The organism is Paenibacillus sp. FSL L8-0638 (assembly GCF_038593075.1).
GTDB classification, from domain to species: domain Bacteria; phylum Bacillota; class Bacilli; order Paenibacillales; family Paenibacillaceae; genus Paenibacillus; species Paenibacillus polymyxa_D.
Genome location: NZ_CP151960.1, coordinates 2,952,916 through 2,974,528 on the forward strand (window position 1 = coordinate 2,952,916; position 21,613 = coordinate 2,974,528).

At 42.0% G+C, this 21,613-nt stretch carries 15 protein-coding genes and 3 pseudogenes; 16 read left to right on the plus strand and 2 right to left on the minus strand.

Annotation, left to right across the window (positions count from 1 at the left end; genetic code table 11):
• Nucleotides 1-116: 116 nt before the first annotated feature.
• Nucleotides 117-1,064, minus strand: a complete 948-nt coding sequence (locus tag MKY35_RS12740) for a cation diffusion facilitator family transporter (protein ID WP_342443891.1) — start codon at nt 1,062-1,064, stop codon at nt 117-119.
• A gap of 451 nt (nt 1,065-1,515) precedes the next feature.
• Between MKY35_RS12740 and MKY35_RS12745 the strand changes: the two genes are divergently transcribed.
• From MKY35_RS12745 to MKY35_RS12800, 12 genes and pseudogenes are all read left to right on the plus strand, one after another.
• Nucleotides 1,516-2,139 (plus strand): family 1 glycosylhydrolase, encoded by a 624-nt coding sequence (locus MKY35_RS12745; RefSeq protein WP_342443892.1) that lies wholly within the window; start codon nt 1,516-1,518, stop codon nt 2,137-2,139.
• A gap of 642 nt (nt 2,140-2,781) precedes the next feature.
• Nucleotides 2,782-3,327 carry a hypothetical protein gene (locus MKY35_RS12750; protein ID WP_342443893.1) on the plus strand — a complete coding sequence of 182 codons (546 nt, stop codon included), beginning with the start codon at nt 2,782-2,784 and terminating at the stop codon, nt 3,325-3,327.
• Entirely contained in the window at nt 3,296-3,589 is a 294-nt protein-coding gene (locus MKY35_RS12755) for a GLUG motif-containing protein (protein WP_342443894.1), read from the plus strand. The genes MKY35_RS12750 and MKY35_RS12755 overlap by 32 nt, the downstream gene beginning before the upstream one ends.
• A 331-nt stretch (nt 3,590-3,920) precedes the next feature.
• Entirely contained in the window at nt 3,921-4,619 is a 699-nt protein-coding gene (locus tag MKY35_RS12760) for a response regulator transcription factor (RefSeq protein WP_342443895.1), read from the plus strand.
• Between the two features lie 2 nt (nt 4,620-4,621).
• Nucleotides 4,622-6,082: a HAMP domain-containing sensor histidine kinase gene (locus MKY35_RS12765; protein WP_342443896.1), complete on the plus strand. Its 1,461-nt coding sequence runs from the start codon at nt 4,622-4,624 to the stop codon at nt 6,080-6,082.
• Nucleotides 6,083-6,085: 3 nt separating this feature from the next.
• Nucleotides 6,086-7,225: a hypothetical protein gene (locus MKY35_RS12770; RefSeq protein ID WP_342443897.1), complete on the plus strand. Its 1,140-nt coding sequence runs from the start codon at nt 6,086-6,088 to the stop codon at nt 7,223-7,225.
• 184 nt (nt 7,226-7,409) lie between these two features.
• On the plus strand, nt 7,410-9,212 hold the full coding sequence (locus tag MKY35_RS12775; protein ID WP_342443898.1) for an acyltransferase family protein: 1,803 nt from the start codon (nt 7,410-7,412) through the stop codon (nt 9,210-9,212).
• Nucleotides 9,213-9,239: 27 nt separating this feature from the next.
• Entirely contained in the window at nt 9,240-9,938 is a 699-nt protein-coding gene (locus MKY35_RS12780) for a hypothetical protein (RefSeq protein WP_342443899.1), read from the plus strand.
• A 46-nt stretch (nt 9,939-9,984) separates the two neighbouring features.
• The gene (locus MKY35_RS12785; RefSeq protein WP_342443900.1) at nt 9,985-10,995 is read left to right on the plus strand and encodes an LCP family protein; all 1,011 of its coding nucleotides are present in this window, start codon (nt 9,985-9,987) and stop codon (nt 10,993-10,995) included.
• A 109-nt stretch (nt 10,996-11,104) separates the two neighbouring features.
• A complete protein-coding gene (locus tag MKY35_RS12790; RefSeq protein ID WP_342443901.1) occupies nt 11,105-13,915 on the plus strand; it encodes a M14 family metallopeptidase in 2,811 nt (936 codons plus the stop codon).
• Between the two features lie 208 nt (nt 13,916-14,123).
• Nucleotides 14,124-15,461, plus strand: a complete 1,338-nt coding sequence (locus MKY35_RS12795) for a DUF418 domain-containing protein (protein ID WP_342443902.1) — start codon at nt 14,124-14,126, stop codon at nt 15,459-15,461.
• A 913-nt stretch (nt 15,462-16,374) separates the two neighbouring features.
• Nucleotides 16,375-16,779 (plus strand): annotated as a pseudogene (locus MKY35_RS12800) (cupin domain-containing protein).
• Between the two features lie 114 nt (nt 16,780-16,893).
• Here the strand turns inward: MKY35_RS12800 and MKY35_RS12805 are convergent.
• Nucleotides 16,894-17,445, minus strand: a complete 552-nt coding sequence (locus MKY35_RS12805; protein ID WP_342443903.1) for a TetR/AcrR family transcriptional regulator — start codon at nt 17,443-17,445, stop codon at nt 16,894-16,896.
• Between the two features lie 297 nt (nt 17,446-17,742).
• On the opposite strand from MKY35_RS12805, the pseudogene MKY35_RS12810 reads away from it, so the two are divergent.
• The 4 genes and pseudogenes from MKY35_RS12810 to MKY35_RS12825 form a co-directional block, all read left to right on the plus strand.
• Nucleotides 17,743-18,331, plus strand: a pseudogene (locus tag MKY35_RS12810) (alcohol dehydrogenase catalytic domain-containing protein); the annotation flags it as partial.
• A 69-nt stretch (nt 18,332-18,400) separates the two neighbouring features.
• Nucleotides 18,401-19,630 carry a multidrug effflux MFS transporter gene (locus MKY35_RS12815; RefSeq protein ID WP_342443904.1) on the plus strand — a complete coding sequence of 410 codons (1,230 nt, stop codon included), beginning with the start codon at nt 18,401-18,403 and terminating at the stop codon, nt 19,628-19,630.
• Between the two features lie 119 nt (nt 19,631-19,749).
• Nucleotides 19,750-20,208, plus strand: a pseudogene (locus tag MKY35_RS12820) (aldo/keto reductase); the annotation flags it as partial.
• A 371-nt stretch (nt 20,209-20,579) separates the two neighbouring features.
• Entirely contained in the window at nt 20,580-21,461 is an 882-nt protein-coding gene (locus MKY35_RS12825; RefSeq protein WP_029515212.1) for a LysR family transcriptional regulator, read from the plus strand.
• Nucleotides 21,462-21,613: the final 152 nt, after the last annotated feature.

Consider the following 21,613-nt stretch of genomic DNA (forward strand, 5'->3'; position numbering starts at 1 on the left):
TGCGTTAACAGACTTGGATCTTAGTCTACAGAACAAATTTCCAAGGAGTGCATTGGTACTTAGGGGAGCGGTCGAGGATTCAGCCGCTCCAAAAAAGTCAAACAGTCCTCCTTTTATTAATGGCTATGATGTGCATGTGCATCCGGCGCACCTGACTCTATAGTGCACAAAATGGATTCATCGTGTCTATGCTGTTCGGACTCGATCTGCAAAGTAGAGTGAGGAATGTTCTTATGCTCCAGCATATGCTCGATACTATGCAGTAGGGCCTCGGTTTCATACACTGTTTTATTTCCATCAACTACAATATGCGCAGTCAGAGCGTTTAAGTTGCTAGTAATTGACCAAATATGCACATCATGTACGGCTTTCACACCTTCGAACTGCGAAATGGCTTGTACGACTTCCTCTACATCAATGTTACGGGGTGTTCCTTCCATAAGCACATGCAGGGAAGACTTACTAACAAAGTAACCACTGCGAAGGACAAGTACTGCGACAATTACACTAGCAAGTGGGTCTGCCCAACCCCATCCCAAGAACATCATCAGAAGAGCGGCAATAATCGCTCCAACAGATCCCAGCATATCGCTGAGGACGTGCAGATAAGCACCTCTCATATTCAGGTTGTGCTCTGTATCGCTACCTCGCATCATAATCCAGGCAACGAGTATATTAATGAACAGGCCAACAATACTGATAACTAGCATCCCTACTGTAGCTACTTCTGGAGGATTTATAAACCTTTCAATCGCTTCGTAAAAAATGTATAAGGCAATCGCAATCAGAGTAACACCGTTTAGCATTGCAGCCAATATTTCAAATCTCCTGTAACCAAAGGTTTTTTCCTTATTGACAGCTTTCTCTCCAAACTTAAACGCGAACAAAGCGATCGCCAACGCAAGAGAATCCGATAACATATGACCTGCATCCGAGAACAAAGCTAAACTATTGGTAATAAATCCACCAAAAGCTTCGACCAGCATGTAAGTAGTGATGATGATGAAGGAGATCAGCAAAACTTTTTTATTGTTGTGTCGATGTCCATGATTATGTCCTGCCATACATATCCCAGCTTTCTATTTTATTAACATATGATCAATTGTTCATGTGTTTTATTGACTTCAATTATATGTGGGGAAAATATACACGTCAAGTGCAGCATGGCGCAACTGTACAGTGACAACAAGTTTATCCCTTACGAGGAATTTGTAATATTTAAAGCGGCGGCTATTAGATAGAGTTACTTATGGGAATGACATAAGATAATTTCGCTTTAATCGAAATTATAGGATTTATTTCGACATAATTAGATTCTCTTAGAAAAAGGAATATTGAAGTATTTGACGAATCATTCCATTGATACAATTTCTCCCATAATGGGGTGAATGTATGTACACACCTACCAAGTTAAATAAGATTGGGGTAAATAGATGGTTTGCTTTTAGTAAGAAGCTTAACTGAGAAGTCACGTTTTATGGAGAGCTAGAATATGATCACTAGGTATTAATTGGAATGGATCCAGAGGTAACAAATTATTGCGAAAAACCATTTGAAATCAACCACTCATATTTAAAATCTGATTTTTTGACTCTGAATTACTATGCCAGTGACACAGCCAAAGCCTGTCCAGAGGTTGCCGATGAACAGTGGTCGGGAGTTAATGTCTCTGGTATCAAGGGAGAAATATCTGGCTACGAAACACATCCGGGCTTCTATGAAATGTGCGAGAATCCTGCTCTGGAGACTACAGACTGGGCTATAGATCCAACTGGACTGGAATACATTTTGCGTGATATTTATACAAGATATAATATGCACTTGATGATCACAGAGAATGGTCTTGGTGCATACGACGAGTTGACCATTGATGGGAGGATTCATGATAATTACAGAATTGATTATTTGAAAAAACATATCCTCGCAGTTAAAAAAGCGATTGATTTTGGTGTAAAGGTCATTTCCTATAATCCGTGGTCTGCCATCGATTTATTATCCACTAGTAACGGATATAAAAAACGGTATGGATTAATTTATATAGATCGAACAGATGATGATATCAAACAATTAAAGCATTATAAAAAAGATTCTTTTTATTGGTACAAAAAAGTTGTTGAGTCAAATGGGAAAGAAATTTAAGGACCCGTTGAACAAGAAACTCCGCTGAGAACTTTAATATGAGTCCCTTATAAACTCCACGAACAAGCCACTAATCTGTTAGTCTAGGATTAGTGGCTTGCTGTTGTTGGTAGACAATACAAAGTTGCTCTAGAAGTCGTCTAAATGGAGGCTTTAGGGGCAATGAAACCGTCACATATCAGCTGAGTCTTCTCGGTTCATTAATATCTAAGCCAGGTTTATGATTAGAGCATTCTTCGAAGAAGCAGAAGTGTGAATGTTCAAAATTTGTTCAGTCATACCATGCTAAAATCTTCGTATCAAAATAACAGCCAAAACCTACAAAGGAGACAGTGATTGTGTGAACAGGAAAGCAGCATCGTTTCATATATAATATTTATTTAATGTATGTCGATATTGCAATGCATATAATCGCATCCTGATTTTAGTAGGCCAGGGGAATGTTATTTAAGGCAGCGGCGATAAAACAAACTGAAAAGCGGGTAACCGTTCTTTCAATGAACGGTTATTTTTCATGCTTAAATTTAAATTTTTCCTTGAGAGAAAATAGCGTTGCTGTACTTAGTACTATATGAGATGAGGTGGCATTAGCCTAAACAATTCAGATGATTTTATTTGTCGCATAAGAAGGAGGAACTTTTATTGTTACCATTAATTAAGGAATTTCGTCTAAACCAAAAGCTTACTTCTTATTTAAAATTAATCCTAGTGGTCATTATTCTTGCCGCAGCTATTGTTCCCGTCGCCCCTTCACGGGCACATGCTTTTTACGGAACGGGAAACGGTACGGAACAGAACCCTTATATCATCACGACAGCGGCGATGCTGGATGATATCAGGACTAATCCGAACGCTTATTACAAATTGGGTGCTAATATCCAATTAACGGATTGTACTTGGAACCCGATTGCCAATTTCTCGGGTGTGTTCGATGGGAACGGATACACGATTTCCGGCTTGACGATTAATCAGCCCTTGTCAATGAATGTCGGTTTTTTTGGCAATTTAATGGCTACAGGTATTGTTCGTAACGTTCGGTTAATGGATGTTAACATAATCGGAAATAGGAACGTAGGAAGTGTTACTGGTACAAGTTTCGGTCAAATCAGTAATGTATTTGCATCCGGCAGTGTAGAAGCGCTCGGAGAGGGCACCTATGATTATGCGAGTGGTCTGGTCGGGTGTTAACAACGCGTCGATTACTAAGTCTATATCGACTGTCAACGTGAGGGGAACCAAATCTACTGGATATGTTGGAGGAATTGCAGGCTATAATATTCAAGGCACCGTCAGCCAAAGTTATGCGACTGGCCAAGTGGATGGACTGTCCCGCGCTGGTGGTTTAGTCGGATACAATTCTAACGGAACCGTGAGCAATTCTTACTCAACGGGTTCAGTCACAACGACCTTCAACCGAGCTGGAGGACTTGTTGGACAAAATGCTGGCTAGGTAACAAACAGCTATTCCAAAACAACGGACACATCACTTTCACATCAGGCGAAGATTTCGTTATTTATGATTGACCTTTCGAATAGGCCAATAACAGCTGGAACTGGGATGAACTTCCTATAAGCAACCTTAGTTTGTTTATCGCTTATGTTGCTTAAGTTTTTATCGAAAAACGCTCATGGTACGGCTTCTTAAAACAGAAAAGGTGGGGCTATATGCTGATAGTGGGTATGAGGATTTACAATATACATTTGATTGTTTTCCCCTGAATGATTAATATAATGGACAATGTCATAAACCTACCGTATTAAAAAAAGAGATGAGGATTACGATGAATAAAGCAAAGATTCTTATTATCGAAGATGATGCCCCGATTGCCGACTTGCTTTCGTACGGGCTTTCTATGGAGGGGTTCCAGACACGCACAGCGGCCAGTGGAGCAACGGGAATGCATGAGCTGCAGTCGTTTCAGCCCGATTTGCTGCTGTTAGATTGGATGCTACCTGACCAGAGCGGTCTAGACATTTGCAAAAAGGTGACAACGGACTATAACATACCGATCTGCATGATTACGGCCAAATCGGATATTACCGATAAAATTCTAGGCCTTGAATTCGGTGCCGATGATTATATTACCAAGCCTTTTGATCTGCGCGAAGTTGTTGCACGCATTCGAACCATTTTGCGCAGAGTGGAGCAGGCGAACAGCTCGGAAAGGGAAGAAGCTACGAAAGCCGTCATTCGGTTTGACAATATTGAAGTGATCGAAGAAGAACGACTCGTCCAAATAGAAGGCCGTCCCGTTGAATTGACCCCCAAGGAATTTGATCTGCTTATGATGCTGGTTAAACATCAGGGCAAAACCTTTACACGTTCCGAACTGCTTGATCTGGTGTGGGGTTATCATTTTGCCGGAGATACCCGTACGGTTGATACGCATATCCAGAGACTCCGCAAAAAGCTGGACGCCACCGAATGCATTACTACCGTCTTCGGAATCGGGTACAAATTTAAAAAAATGGGTGGATAAGCATGATACGTAAAATCAGCATCAAATTCCTGATCGGTTTTTTTCTGATTTTTTCGCTTTCTTTTGTCGTGCTCAATCAGACAGTCAAGGAATTTATCCGGACAAGCAATCAGAATCTGGTTACCTCCGAACTGATCGGACTGAAAAATAACAGCAATGTGTATGTGCGTCAGGCTTTCCTGATTAACCATTTCAGCAGCAATGAGCTGTATTTTGGAGAAATTGCGAGGGAAATAGCAACTAATCTGAACCATACCACGGACAGCAGTGTTGGCGTGTATACGGTGGAGGGCAAATTGCTTTATGCCCCGGACAGCTCCATTTTCCAGCAGCACATGCAAAGCGATCTGCAGCAGGCGATTGGTGGCAATACAGCGTACAGCATTACTTATGATCGTAATAAGACGACTGTCCTTTTCTCCTATCCGGTTGTTATAGACGGTTCAAAGGTGGGCATACTGCGTTTTTACAAAGATTTCAGCTCACTTTACGAACAAACCGGACAGATTCGGGAGATTACCCTCTATATTGCCCTGGCGATTTTTGCGGCAGCTTTTCTGTTTTCCTATATTCTTTCGAGGCATATTACCATCCCGCTGTCCAGACTGACGCAAGCCTCCACCGAGGTGAAAAACGGGAATCTGGATATCCGCATTCACTTTAAACGCAGGGATGAAATTGGCCGACTGGCTGAGAATTTTAACGATATGATTGATCAAATTAGTAGACAGATTCATATTATTGAGAAGGACCGGGACCATTTGAAAGAGCTTCACCAGCAGGAAAAGCGCTTTTTTGACAATATTACTCACGAACTGAAAACGCCATTAACCTCCATTCTGGGATATGCGGAGCTGATCAGAATGAACGGTGAGAAGGACCGTGCTTTTTTTGACAAAGGGATGAATCATATTATCGAGGAGAGCAAGCGCCTGCATACGATGGTGCTAAAACTACTGGAAGTTTCACGCAAAAATATCATGATCAATGAGCTTGATCGGGTAGATATCGGGCTAATCCTGCAGGATGTGTGTGAATCGATGATGATCCGGGCACAGCGCTATAAAAAGACCATTGAATATGAGATGAATGAGGAATTGATGATGTTGGCCGATAGGGACAGAATCAGACAGCTGTTCATCAACTTGATAGATAATGCACTAAAATACAGTTTGCCGTTTTCGGTAGTAACGGTAACAGCAGTACGGGCAGAAGAAAAGATCCGCTTGATTTTCAGCAATCCAAGCGATCCGATTGAGGCAGAACATCTGTCACACCTGTTACAGCCATTTTATCCAGCTCATTCCGACAGTGCGGAGGAAGGGAGTGTAGGATTGGGGCTCAGCATTGTGAAATCCATCGTTGAAGAATTTGCGGGTTCCATCTCGATTACAAACGAGCATAATGAAACCATCGTTACGGTAGAATTTAAAGCTCTGGAAACCGCGGGGAACGGAGAATGAATAATGGGCAATAGATATGTTGTAATGCTGCTGGTCCTATCTCTCGTGGTATTACTGCTGTCAGGATGCGGTTCAGAACCAAAAACAGAGACCGTCGTCATCGCCGACAGCAATGAAGTTTCCAGTACCGATCAAAGCTCTCGGCCGTTTCAGGTCCAAAAAATATATCGGCTTCCGGATCGTTTTGCAAATCGGGGGGAGCTGCTGGGATGGTCGTCTGGAAATGCCGTTATCGCATCGTTCGGAGCCATGACCATACTGAAGCGAGGCACGGTGGAACGTTTAACTTATCCGTATGAGCAGAGCATGGCTATACCCGGAATCGGTAAGGTAACTTCCAATACGACACTTTCTCCCGATGGGAAATATATTTGCGAATTTTCTCGTTCTTCCTCGGAGACAACCCTAAGGCTTATTTCCTTGCAGGATGGCAAGGAAAAGGAAATAGACAGGATCAGCACCAGAAACGAGTCTTATGTACAATATGTTTCCTGGTCGGCCAACAGTTCGTATATCGGCTACCTGGTAGAAAATCCGTTTGATAATGGAGCGGATAGCCTGTACATCTACGATATGGGGTCTCAAACTTCTGGCAAGTATCAGTTAAAAGGCATTATGAAGGAAGACACGCTTTTGAGTGTTAACATTGCAAATGATGGCCGCAGCATACTGGTGGAGTTGTTTGGTGCAAAAAAAGGTCAGAAAAAGATACTAACCATGGGGAAGGTTTCCGGGAAGAATATTGAATTTCAATACGAGCGTCAGATTGGTGGAGATTCAGTAGCCTGGATGAATAACGACCAGTTTGTGTTTCTCGGAACGGATAATTCACTGTATGAATATGATCGGCGAAACGGCGAGCTCTCCGTCATTCTGGAAAAAGTGTTTGATTTTGAATTCTCGCCTGACAGGAAAAATATCGCATACACCGAGTATGATCAAAATGTTACTTACGTAGGCAAGGTGCAGGGAAGAAATATACTGTATAAGGAACCGGTGTATCGCGGAATTGTGCCGACGCATATATACTGGAATCCGAACAATAAAAGTGTACTACTTCAAGGACAAAAACAATTGGATTCCTCGCAGACTGCGTCAACGGATTCTCCTAGCAAGGAGTCATTGATCATTGAATTGAAATAGCGATAAGGATCGCCATGTTTGTAGACGTCAAAAACCTTATTTCGGTTGTTCAGCCGGAATAAGGTTTTTCTTTTTGCAACCGTTGTGACAATTTGTTTACATGTTGATCAAACTTTCGCGACATCTTTTTTTTATAGTAAATGAAGCAAGATCATTAGCCTATAAGGACAAGGAATGGACCATAGTGAATGGAAACCGAAATTTTCACCTGAATCAACCCATAAAACGTTATATGACCGGCCTGGATGGGCTAAGAGCCATCTCTGTGCTTGCTGTTATTGCTTATCATCTTCATTTCAGATGGGCAGAAGGTGGGCTGCTGGGGGTGGAGATTTTCTTCGTCCTATCAGGATATCTGATTACGGATCAGATTCTTTTCGAATGGAGGACGCACAGCGGTTTTTCCATTGTGCAATTCTGGATCAGACGAATGCGCAGACTACTGCCGGCCATGATCTTTATGCTGACTGCAGTGGCACTGTGGCTTTTAATTACTGATTTCTCCAGACTGCAGGCGTTAAGAGGCCATTTTGTATCCTCGCTTTTTTACGTAAACAACTGGTATCTCATTTTTCATCATGTTTCATATTTCGAGAGCTTTGGCCCGCCTTCTCCCATCGGGCACCTCTGGTCGCTTTCCATTGAGGAACAGTTTTACGTCATTTGGCCGCTTGTTCTACTGATCGGTCTGTGCCTTGCGCCGCGACGAGGCAGACTGATGTTATACATTCTGGGTTGCGCCGCCGTATCCGCCATAGCCATGGCCGTTATATACGAACCCGGAACAGATCCGAGCAGGGTGTATTACGGGACGGACACGCGGGTGTTTGCCATTTTGATCGGAGCGGCTCTGGCGATAATCTGGCCCAGCTGGAGACTGAGCGAAAATGTATCCTCTTCGTCACGGACCATGCTGGATATGACTGGCGTGCTGGGCATTGTAATGCTGTTTATCATGATCGGTCAGACCAACCAGTTTGATGATTCGCTGTATCGCGGCGGTTTTCTTTATTTATCACTTATTACTGCAGTTATTATTGCTGTACTTGTTCATCCAGCCAATCGACTGGAACGATGGCTCGGCTGCCGGCCTCTGAACTGGATCGGTAAGCGATCTTACAGTCTGTATATTTGGCATTATCCAATCATTATTTTGTCAAGTCCGGTGGTGAATACCGAAGATGCCAGCTATATACGTATTGCTCTGCAGGTAACGGCCAGTTTCATAATGGCGAGTCTTTCCTACAGATACATCGAAGAGCCCATTCGCCGCGGGACCTTTTGGGCAGGCCTAATATCACTCCGCAGGTCAGGCGCTGGCAGCCAACTAGGCCTTGTCGTCATTGTTATCGCCATTATTCTGGTCCTGACATCATGGAAGACGAATTCACCAGATCCTGTGCCTGATGCGCCAGCAACTGTAAGCCGGGAACCCGTCCAGACAGAAAAGCTGCAATCCGGCTTTTCCGATGAAAATCCTTCCGATGAAAATACAGGACATTCCGCAGAAGGAGAGGGGGTCACGGCGATCGGAGATTCCGTCATTCTGGATGCCGCCCCGTTTCTGGAAAAGCAGCTCCCCGGTATGACCATTGATGGCAAGGTGGGACGGCAAATGTCACAGGCTGGGAATGTGCTTGATGACCTGCAGGCACAGGGCAAGCTTGGCAATAAAATTATTATTGAACTCGGCACCAACGGCGTGTTTAACCAGAGTCAACTGAAGTCCTTGCTGACTTCACTACAGGATTCTCGGCAAATTTATCTGATAACGACCAGAGTACCGAGAGGGTGGCAGAATACCGTAAATGACAATCTGCGTGAAATTGCCGGTGAATTTCAAAATGTACGACTTATCGACTGGTATTCGGCCAGCGAAAACCGCAACGATCTATTTTATGACGATGGTGTTCATCTGAAACCAGAAGGAGCTCAGTATTATGCCTCGGTTTTGATTGATGCTATCAAACAGGATAAAACCTACTAGCATGTTAAAGGAAAGGATGAACTAGGTATGAACAAAAAAAATGTCGGAAAAGTGAGGGCTTTATGGGGTTTTATGATTCTTCTTATCGTCATAGGAGCCATAGGGCTCCATCTACATTCAAAGCAAAATTCGGATGATAACGAACCACGCGGCAAGGATTCTTCTCTATACAATCTTGATGCGATGCAGCCTGCTGCACAAAATCCTAGGGCTTCCAGTACCAGCGGAGAACAAGCTCGACCATCCTTGTCCTTAAACGGCGAGGGCGTCACGATGATTGGAGATTCGGTTACGGTCGGAATTGAGCCTTATTTAAAAGAGCAGCTTCCGAATATGACGGTAGACGGCAAGGTTGGCCGGCAGATGTCTCAAGCTGTAAAAGTCATTAATGAATTAGCCGTCCAAGACAAACTGGGAGACCAAGTCATTATCGAACTCGGCACCAACGGTCCGTTTAGCAAAGACCAACTGCACGACGTACTGCAATCCCTTTCTGGAGCCAGACAGGTAATCTTGGTGACCACCCGGGTTCCGAAAGGATGGCAAAACACGGTGAATGACACGATTGCACAGGTCGCCGATGAGTTTAGCAACGTCAGCGTGGTGGACTGGTATTCAGCCAGTGTAGGCAAAGATGAATACTTTTATAAAGATGGCGTCCATTTAAAACCAGATGGTAGCCGATATTACACTTCACTCCTCGTAACAGCCTTGCAAAAATCTTAAATACAGAAGGGATAGGCGCGTTCATCATCCGGAAAGGAAGAATGATATGACACAGAGGAAAAAGAGGATATTGATTGTAACATTGTTACTTGTGGTCACTGCTGTAAGCTTTATCTTTTATTATTTCTTTTCGATTTACAAAGGGCTGGAAGGATTTAATAAGGCTCCGGCAAACTCCCCGTTCATTAATGTAAGCACCGATAATACCGAAGCTCTGGAAACTCCAGAATGGGAGGGAACCGAGCCTGTCAATATTTTGCTGATGGGTGTGGATGCCCGTGGAAGCGCCAAGGGCGAGGTACCCAGATCCGACAGCATGATGGTCGTTTCGTTGAATCCTATCGATAAGCATATCCATGTGTTTTCGATTTTGCGTGACACCTATACGGATATTCCCGGATACGGCAAAAACCGAATCAACACCGCTGTTACGCATGGGCCGGATACGGCGATGAAAGCAGTCAGCGAATTGCTGGGGGTGCCTGTTCATTTTTATGTATATACCGATTTCCAGGGGTTTATTAAACTCGTGGACTCTGTAGGCGGACTCGATTTTTATGTCGAAAAGGATATGTACTATGAAAGCAAGGCCGATCTGCATGAGTACGATATTAATTTAAAGCAGGGACAGCAGCATTTCAACGGCAAAACGGCGCTTCAATATGTCCGTTTTCGTCATGATGCCATGTCCGATTATTCCAGAACAGAAAGACAGCGCGAATTTATTACGGCATTAGCCGAGAAGGTCAAAACAACGACTTCCATTATGAAGCTTCCTTCCATTCTAGAGGAAATCAGTCCGTATATCGATACCAATTTGTCAGTCTCCGATATGTGGAATTTGGCTTCGGTAGGGTATCAAAGTACGTTAAAGGGAAATGAACAAATACCGCCAATGAAGCTATTAAAAGAAACTTATGTGGGCAAAGCGGCTGTTCTGGATGTAAAAAGTCGAACTGATTTGAAGCAATTTGTGCAAAGTACCATAAACTCCGACGCTTCTCATTCGATGACAGACAATCCTTCCGGGCAGAAGCAGAAAACAGATCTTGAATAGGATTGGAATATATAAAATCGTAATTTGCCGGACAATAGTCTGTTAAATGCTCTTTGTCAATAAAGAAGAGCACAACATGGTCTTCCGGTTATCCATAGGGGGAAAAAGAATGGGTACAAAACCAATAGTAAGGTTCTGCTTGGCGTTAACCATATCCGCCGCCATGCTTCTGGAAATCACTGCTCCGCACATAGCTATGGCTGATGCTGCGCAACGCGCAAAAAGCACGTTGTTGAACGATAAGAGTGAACCAACAAAAACAATTTCAACGCAGGTTAAAAATACCCCGACACTGAAATTGGATAACAATCTGGCATCCATGACGAAGAAAAGAAGCATTAAAGCCAGATTCAAGCTTCCGAAGGATACTGATATAAAGAAAATAAGCTGGACATATGGTGGCAAGCCATTATCGGAATGGAAATCGTACAAGGATCGCGATTACAAGGGTGCCCCCTTTATCACCGTTACTCAGGTCAAAGCAGACAACGGAGAAGTCACTGCCAATATCAATTTCGGTCTTACTTACGGTACGGATAATCTTGCCGAACCGAGTCTGCAGCGTCCACTGTACGCCTCATTGATGGGAACCTATGAACTGGCTGCAGCAGTCAACGGCAAAACCGTTGCCCAGGCCCCCATTAAGTTGGTCCCATACGACAGCTTCCGTACCTATGATGAACTGAAGCCGGAGATTGATGCGATTACGGCACAGGCAGCTCAAAAAAACAACAGATACATTAAAACGATGTCGATCGGTAAATCCGTTGAAGGCCGCGATATTTATATGACTGTGGTTGCCAAAGATCAAGCAACGATTGACAAATATCAGAATGTAACTCATCCTGACATGCTGAATCATCCTGCAAAGCTGGAGAACGATATTAAATCAGGTGCATTCGGAGATTATCAAGTGCCCATCTGGATCAACAATATTCATCCAAATGAAGCGCCGGGCTTTGATGCGATTATCAATTATTTTAAGACCATGGCCCTCGATAAAAATGTTACGTACAAAACGACCTCATCCAATGGAAAATCGAGTACAGTAACTCTGAATATGGATGATGCGCTTGATCATGTATTTTTCCTGTTCCTGTATACGGAAAATCCGGATGGAAGGGTTCATACCGAACGTGCAAATGCTGAATATTTTGACTTGAATCGGGATAATTCCTATCAAACCCAGCCTGAAACACGCAGTGTCACAGAGCAAATCGCCAAGTGGTCGCCGATTTCTTTCCTAGATCTGCATGGGTTTGATAAGAATTTTCTGATCGAGCCTACCACACCGCCTCACGATCCGAATATTGAGTACGATTTGCTTATGGATAACATGGTAGAACAGGCAAAAGCGATGGGTGAAGCAGGTATAGCAAACACAAAGTATGATTACTACCATATTCCTTATGAAGAACATCGTAAAACGGTCGAAAATCCTAAATATGTTTCCAAGGGGACTTCTTCAGGATGGGACGATGCGTCTCCAGCCTATACAGCTGTCTTCGCCATGCACCATGGTGCAATGGGACATACGCTGGAAACACCTGAATCGAATGAAGAGTCCACCAAAGCATTGTATTATAGTGTCGCTGCAGCAACCGATTATGTTATGCAAAAGAAAGAAAAGTTATTTTTGAATCAGTTAAAAGTATATGAACGTGGAGTTAATAATATCGATGATCATGCCGTAGATCGGTATCTAGTCAATGTAAAAAATCAAGTCATTGGTCGCCCCCGTCACGGTAATGAGAATTTTTTTCCTGAGTATTACGTTTTGCCGACCGATAAAAGTCTTCAAAAAAATCCGCTGGAAGCCTATCGGATGATTGAGTATCTTATCCGCAATGGAGTAACGGTTGAACGCTCGACAGAGGCTGTAAGTACTGCTGGCAAGACCTACCCCGCGGGTTCATTTATCATAAACATGCACCAGGCTGAGCGCGGCATTGCAAACATGGTTTTATATGATGGTATTAACGTCTCAGATTATGCTTCCGTAGCTGGCGAGATTGTGCAGGACTTTCCCGTCATGCGAGGATTTGAACGTGATGTGATTAGAGAAGCCGGCGTGTTTGCGGGCAAAACTTCTCCGGTGACTTCCGTATCGATCCCGGCCACACCAATGCCGAATCATTCTGCCTATGTGTTAATCCGAAACACCAATAACGATGCCATCAAAACCGTTAATGAATTGCTTAAATCCGGCAAAGTGGTTACGATGCTATCCAAAAGCGGAACAGGATATGAAGCGGGTGACTTTGCAGTGGCCTATGATGATCTGCATCCGCTAGTGTCAAAATACTATCTTGATGTCACGGCATTCGGGAATAACAAACCCGTTGGCAAAGTTCTTAAACCTCCTACGGTAGCCGCTCTCGGGGAACCAGCTTATGTGCTCAAAAATTTCGGCTTTAAAGTGACCGATGATCAGCAGCATGCCGATGTGCTCGTGAATACATTCGATTCCGACAAACTTGTTGAGAAAGGAAAGCCATACATTGCTTATGGAAATATGGGGATGGGTAACGTGAAAAACTGGATTCCTCAATTTGTGTTTGCTGGACCAACATGGGAAAGATACGAAGGGGTGTTCCTGGCGAATGTCAAACAGGATCATGTGATTACAGCCCCTTACGATAACGAAGAATATTTCTACACCGTTACAGGTTCTTACATTACGAAGCTACCTAAAGCTGCAAAAGTTCTTGCAACCATTAGCAATAAAGAAAACTTCTTCAAAGCGGGCTGGTGGCCAGGTCACGAAGCTGCAAGAGGAAAGATCATGGCCTTCACCTATATGGAAAACAAAAAGAATATTACAGTTTTCTCCAACGATCTAACCAATGGCGCTCATCCGCAGCATCAATTCCGACTACTGGCCAATTCGATTTTTAATGCAGTTCCCAGCAAACCCTGAGTGATTTCCAAACAGCCCTATTCCAGTGATCAACTGTGAATAAGGTTGTTTTGCGATAAAACGGTTACGTCCGTTGTGACATTTTGTTTACAACTTGATCAAACTTTAGCGACATCTGCAGGATATATTGGACTATAGCGTAACATCACTCCCGTACATGCGGGTTGATGAAAAATACGAGTCCAGGATTTTCAGGGAGGAATGCAAGTTGCTAAGCAGTATCAAACTGATAAGCAGATCCGTCAGAGAGTATGAGGAAGAGTCCAATATCAAAATACGAGCTTTTTCCGTAAGCAGCCAATTGAATGGAAATCAAGCAGATGAAAAGACGGTTGATAATAAATTGGATGAAAAAGAAGTAGATACAGCAGGTGTATCCAAAACATCCGACGACGCTACACAAACCGATATTCCTTCTCGTAGTTCTGTAGAAGAGTCGAAGAGAAGGAGGGGCACCGGGCGTCTTGTAGCACTTGATGCAGTACGAGGAATGGCGGTGCTGGGAATGTATTTGCAGCACTTCGGATCGAACCCAAACGTTTCTGAGATTGTTTCCGGAAACACGACACTATTATTCGTGCTGTGCGGGGGTATATCTTATTCCATTATGGGACAGCGAATGATGGATCGGGGAGCAGATACGACCGCTTTTCGTGCGCGAATGCTAGCCCGTGCAGTATTTGTTGATATTATTGGTTATTTGCTTATTATGCTGAACACTCCATATGGCATCATTTTGCCTGCCTATTCAGCTATGTTTGTGCTGGCCCTTATGTTATTTCGCCGTTCGACCCGCACCATTGTTACAACAGCAGTAGTTTTGCTCGTGACAGCCCCGCCGCTAATGATTCTGGGATCAAGTATTTTCTCAAAAGCTTATCTTCTTGGTGATATTGCAGGAGGTCCAATGTCTGCTATCGCCTTGATCCCTGCATTTGTTACTGGTATGGCCATTGGCCGCTTTGACCTGACCAGATTACGCACAGCTCTCATACTCGCAGGCAGTGGTATCGTTATGCTTGTTATTGGCAAAGCACTGGCTGCTTTTGTACTTCCGAATTGGAGTCTCCACTTTGAACAATGGCTGGTAAGGATGCAAGGAGTTGCTCCTGTACAGCCACCGGATGAATACGCAATTTGGCCGCTTAATACGGAATCACCAATGTGGCATATGCTCTTGCAGTCGGCTCCGCACACCGCTTCGACCTTCCAAACGATGATAGGATTAGGAATTTCATTCTTGGTATTGGGCGTTGCATGTCTCATATCCAAAAAGGCCTCTACTGTATTATTGCCTTTTGCAGCAGTCGGACGTATGGCTCTGACCATGTATGCCATTCAATTTGTAATAGTTTGGTTTCTGTATCTGGCAAAGATTGGGCACAGTCTGGACGGAGTTCCGTTCGGCGACGTAATAGTTGCAGTTGTTACACTGTTGCTGGGATTGTTGTTTGCTAAGCTTCCTGTTGGTCCGCTTGAAGGATTGATGCGCCGTTTTGACCGATTGTTCTGCCCTACCCAACCAGTCTCACAAACAGTAAAGTAGATAGCCTTCTTGATACTCTATATTTATAGTCATAGAAAACATCGGATTTCAATTAAAACGGACTGATCAAAATCACAACAGATAAAAAAAATAAAGGTTTTGTGAATTAATTTAGTTATCTATTTCCAGGTTTTAAGTATTGCCTATGTTGTACAATGACAACAAGTTTACCCCAACTAAGTCCTGATAATATCAGGATTTTTTTATATTTAGGGGAGAATGACAACAAGTTTGCCTCTTTCGAGGAATTTGTAATATTTAAAGGGGCGGCTATAGTTAGAGTTACTTTGTGGAATGACATGATTATTTTTTGTTCCAATCTACAATACATATCGATGTTTTGTATCTGTTACATTTAATTTTTTTGTCCAATTAAAGTGTAGAAGATTCAGGTTTTATAATCCACTACTATGAAAGTTTAAAAAATTCGGTCTACCGTGACTTTTATGCTATTAGTTCTAAAATGAAGATTAAAGGCGTTCAAAATGACCGCATAAATGCCTGCTTTATTCGAATGAATCCATATCTTCAACCGTATGATTTTGCTCGTTGTTTCTAATATGGGTGTAAAGTGTGGTTGTTTTGGGATCAGAATGACCGAGCATTTAAGTCCACAGAAGTTTGGGCTTTTCTTTGATAATTAGAAATTCTTTTTTGTGGTATGAGAGCCCTAAAACCCCAGATGATATTTGTATCTTTATCCCACATCAAGCATCTCTTTATAAGACGAGTAATCTCTTTTTCATTAATACCCGCAGCTTTAAAAATTTCTTTGTTCGTTAGAGCATGATGCTAGTTGGCAAGATAGAGAAGTTGAACTTAGAGATTTTTAACTCAATACAAGACACAATGATTCAAATTCTAATATCACAGATTTTTTTGTATTAACCTCCATCATAGTTATTTTGTGACAGTGCCGTACGAGCACTTAAGAAATAGCACCATCTTTACCGTCGGGTCAAAAGAAGAAAAAACTTTATCGCTAACGCCTTCTTACAATTGGTGTTTAACAATCCTGTCTTCCTCAATAAAGCTATCGGAAACGTAACCTTTGCATCAGACGCCCGTAATAACTAGCACTCTCATTATGTTGGGCAAGTTTTATTAGTTACTGGAGGAGAGGGTTGGTATCAAGTAGACGGAAAACCAGTTCAATTCCTCAAAACAGGCGATGTGGTGAGCATTCCACCGAACGTAAAACATTGGCATGGGACTACGAAGAATACTTAGTTTGTATACTTAGTACTCACATTGGGGTGATACAGACCGGTTAGAACACGTAACCGAGAAAGAATATGAGAACTCTAACAAAAAATGAAAAAACAAGCAGAAGCGGCAGCCAATCGGCTGCCGTTGTTTTAGTATTTCGTTGTATACTGTGACCTTTATTGAAAAGGGAAAAGGCCATTTTCTTTACAGAATATAATACCGATTAAAAACTTCTTTCTAACAAGGTGCCAACTTGCGTGGCCATGACTTGCGGTGAATAGGGCATTCCATTTCGAATCCACCATTCAATGACCCCTACATAAGCAGTCCCAGCATATTGCAACCTCACATCTTCGATTAATTCCGTATTTTTCCCGCTTTCTTTGTCAATCTCCCCTTTGAATCCTTCCATGAAATAAGCAAGTAGCCGCGTTCTAAAAGATGAAGGTGTACCTTTTGATGCAGCTAGCATGGTTGAAAAAAGCAAAAAATTTTTCTCAAAGTACTCGAAATATGGAACAAGAGCATCAGCCCACTCCATCTGACATGCCCACGTATCCATTTTTTTTAATTCATTAATGTGTGTTTCCATGATTTGATCTAATAAATCATATTTGTCTTGATAATGAAGATAAATTGTACCGCGGTTTACGTTTGCCTTGTTTGCAATGTCTTGAATGGTAATGTCATCGAAGTTTTTTACAGCCATCAGTTCAATAACGGCTTTTTTTAAGGATTCTTGCGTTTTTAGGATTCTCCGATCCACTTTAATCATCTTGTCTTTTCTCCCTGATCTACAAAATAATGAACACTTTTCGTGATGATGTTGCTATTTCAACAAATTGCGCTTTTTTATCCATTGAACTTAGGTTTCTTTTTTTATAATAATAGACATAAGTTGATAAAACAACCAGTATTGTTTATTCGCTCTCCGTGGCTTACTTACCTAAAAAAGGAGAACTTAAATTTAGAAAAGAGGGTGTTCACATGGTGTTTAATAAAGAAGTGTGGATCATCATTACTAATTTCTAAATAGCTAACTGATAAAAATTCTATTCATTGGAGGTTATATATGATTAATGCTAATGCACGTGCTGTGTTCGGTCCAGAAGGTTCTACAGTTGAGCGCAGGGATCTTAAGCCGCATAATATTCTCATTGAGATCAAGTATGCGGGTATTTGCTACACTGACATCCATACTGCCCGTGGGGATTGAGGGCCAGTCCAATATCCTCCCGTTCCAGGACACGCTGGAATTGTCGCCCAGATTGGTTTGGAACTCACAAAGTATACTGTTGGTGACCGAGTAGGAGTTGGCTGTATGGTTGATTCCTGTGGAGAGTGCGAGAGTTGCCGTAGAGGAAAGGAGCAATATTGTCTTAATGGACATACGAGTACCTACGGAGTCATCGATAGATATGGACAATATACGCAGGGAGGTTATTCCACCCATATCGTTGTAATAACGGAGGATTTCGTGGTTCGAATTCTAGACGGCATTAATCTTGATGTCGCCGCTCCACTTTTATGTACTGGGATCACAACGTTTCCGCCGCTGCGCCATTGGGGTGTTGATTCCGGCAAAAATATAGCGGTCGTTGGATTTGGTGGACTCGGACACATGGTGTGAGATCGCTCATTCTATGGGGGCAGAAGTAACAAACCCATAACATCTAAAGCAAATGCGTTAGCTTAAAGAAAACATTAAAACAATCATAGGAGTTAAAGGAATGAAATATAAGACCCAAAAAAATTCTCTCGGTTTTGCTCTAATATTGGCCATATTTTCGGCGTTGGGGCCGTTTACCGTCGATATGTATCTTGCATCACTTCCGCAAATCGCTGTTTTTTTTGGAACAAGCGCAACTGCGGTTCAAGCGAGTTTAACCACTAGTCTGTTAGGATTAGGGCTAGGACAGTTGATAATGGGACCTTTAAGCGACATTTATGGAAGACGCCAGCCTTTGTTGATTTCCATGATACTATATATCCTTTCCTCTATTGGATGCGCTTTTGCACCAAGCATAGGATGGTTTATATCTTTAAGATTTATACAAGGGGTTGCTGCGTCCGCTGGACTCGTTATTTCGCGCGCTATTGTTCGAGATCGGTTTAGTGGGATTGAAATGACTAAGTTTATATCGTTGCTAACAATGATAAGCAATGTGGCGCCGTTAATTTCCCCTACGGCTGGAAGTACGGTTATGTCATACAGTTCTTGGTTAGGTGTATTTGTATTTTTAGGGGTGCTAGGCATAGGGTTAACAGGGATAACCATATGGGGGTTAAAGGAAAGCTTACCTGCACAACAACGTATTTCAGGCAGTCCCCGTGCGTTGATGAAAAATTATAATAGCTTGTTCCGAAAACGGTCATTTATGGGGTATGCTCTAGTCAATGGCATATTGTTCGCAGGTGTTTTTGCCTATGTTGCGGGTACCCCCTTTATTTATCAAAACATATACGGTGTGTCGCCGCCACTGTTTTCAATCCTCTTTGCGTTGAATGGTCTTGCTATTATCTTGGGATCTCAATTCGTCAAACTGCTTGCAGGCCGGGTAACGGAAAGTCGATTATTTTTGATCGGAATATTACTAGCGTTTATATCTTCTGCTGCGGTCTTATTTATAGTACTAGTACATGGAGTATTATCAGCTATGTTTATTTCGATCTTCTTATTCGCTTTATCCATTGGGATCATTGGCCCCATCTCTTTTACATTAGCAATGGAATCGCAGGGGCATATTGCAGGGAGCGCGTCCGCCGTGCTCGGCACCTTACAATTCGCATTAGGTGCCGTTACGTCTCCACTTGTGGGACTTGCAGGAGAAAATTCTGCTATACCTTTTGGAATTATTATTTTTTCTACCAGTATATTATCTATAATTACCTATATCATTCTGGTTAAAGGGGAAAAAAAATTATCCAGTACCAAAAATACCTTTGAATCCAATACTTAATCAATCTCTAGCGAACATTAAGATTTATAGGAGGTCCCAGCATTATCGGAACTTCTTTTTATCTTGGGTATCGAGGTTGAAAAGTAGAAGTGAGAATTTTGTTAACAGGAGGATCTAAAATGCAAAGTGTTACACTAAACAATGGTGTCGAGATGCCGATACTCGGATTTGGGGTTTATCAAATTGATGATGAAAATGTATGCGAAGAATCGGTTTGTAATGCCCTAATGGAAGGTTACCGCTTGATTGATACCGCTGCTGTTTATAGCAATGAAAAAGCAGTCGGTCGTGCCATCAAGCAGAGTGGCGTGACCAGAGAGGAAATATTCGTTACAACAAAGCTTTGGATTCAGGATGCAGGTTACAAGAGTGCTAGGAAAGCATTCGAAACATCACTGAACAAACTGCAACTGGATTATTTGGATCTGTATCTCATTCATATGCCCTTTGGCGATATCCATGGTTCATGGCGTGCGATGGAGGAATTATATCATGAGGGGAAGATCAGGGCAATCGGCGTAAGTAACTTCCTAAATGATCGACTGATGGATCTAATCGTTCATCATGAAATCGTTCCTATTCGAATTGAGCAGGGCCGATATGGAGAGGATTGCTAGGTTGGATTCCAAAGAGAGCTTAATTTTATCTCTTCACGATCCTGAAAACGTGGAACGGCTCAGCAATATGAAATTTCATGACTAATTTTGGGGAGGTCTTATCACAAAATGTTCAAACCCAACAACACTATGTTCACGTAACAGTACCCAAATCCTTCCCATATATCGATTCAATTCCACATATAAACATATGCATATAGAACTGATTAATGGTTATAATGGCAGAGAAGTATGTGAAAAAGTAAACTGAAAGAACTGTATTTAAGATGGTAAGTTAATTACTAGGACATATTGAATCTATTCTTAAGCACATATTGTCAACAGGGGGAAACATGGAGTTAAGAGTGCTTCGTTATTTTCTTACAGTCGCTCGTTTGGAAAGTATTACGCATGCAGCAAATGTACTACATGTAACACAGCCGACATTAAGCAGACAATTAGCTGACTTAGAAAAAAATTTAGGAACTCAATTGCTTATTCGCGGTAAAAAAAAGGTGTCATTAACGGATGCTGGCATGCTTTTACGTCAGAGGGCAGAAGAAATCCTAACGATTGCGGATAAAACAGAGAGAGAATTCAAAGATCAAAATAATCTGGTTGGAGGGACTATCTCTATAGGAAGCGTCGAATCACTAACATCGCATTATTTATTTCAAACATTAAAAGCTTTTCATGAAGAGTATCCACAGGTTAATTATTATATTTATAGCGGAACAGGGGATGATATAAAGGAAAAAATAGACAAAGGATTACTTGAAATTGGGATTTTATTAGAGCCCATAAATATTGAAAAATACGATTTCATCAGATTGCCTCAAAAGGAACGATGGGGAATTCTAACACAGGCTTCATCCCCTCTTGCACAAAAAGAATATGTTACTCCCAATGATCTTGTTGGAGTTCCTTTACTTCTTTCTAGTCGTCCAACAGTACAAAATGAAATTGCTAATTGGTTTGCTGATGAATATGAAAATATACATGTTCTAGCCACATACAACTTAATTTCTAACATAGTTAATTTTGTAGATAATGGTATGGGAACTGCTATTTGTATTGAAGGTGCTCTTGCGATGACAGGTTCAAAACATCTTTGCTTCAGACCATTTTTTCCAGAACTCAAATTTAGTTGTGTTATTGTTTGGAAGAAACACAAGATTTTTAACCAGGCTACTTCTCATTTAATTCAATTAATCAAGTATGCCTCACAAGCATAATAAAACATAGATTATAGGTATTGGATAAGGTTATTTATCTAGTGATATCTTAAAGGTGCAGCTTGAATGAAGCCTTTAAATATTACTGATAAATAACTTTTTTTATTTAGCAGGTAAAGTTGTTTATGTTTAATAAATAAAAGGCGTAATTC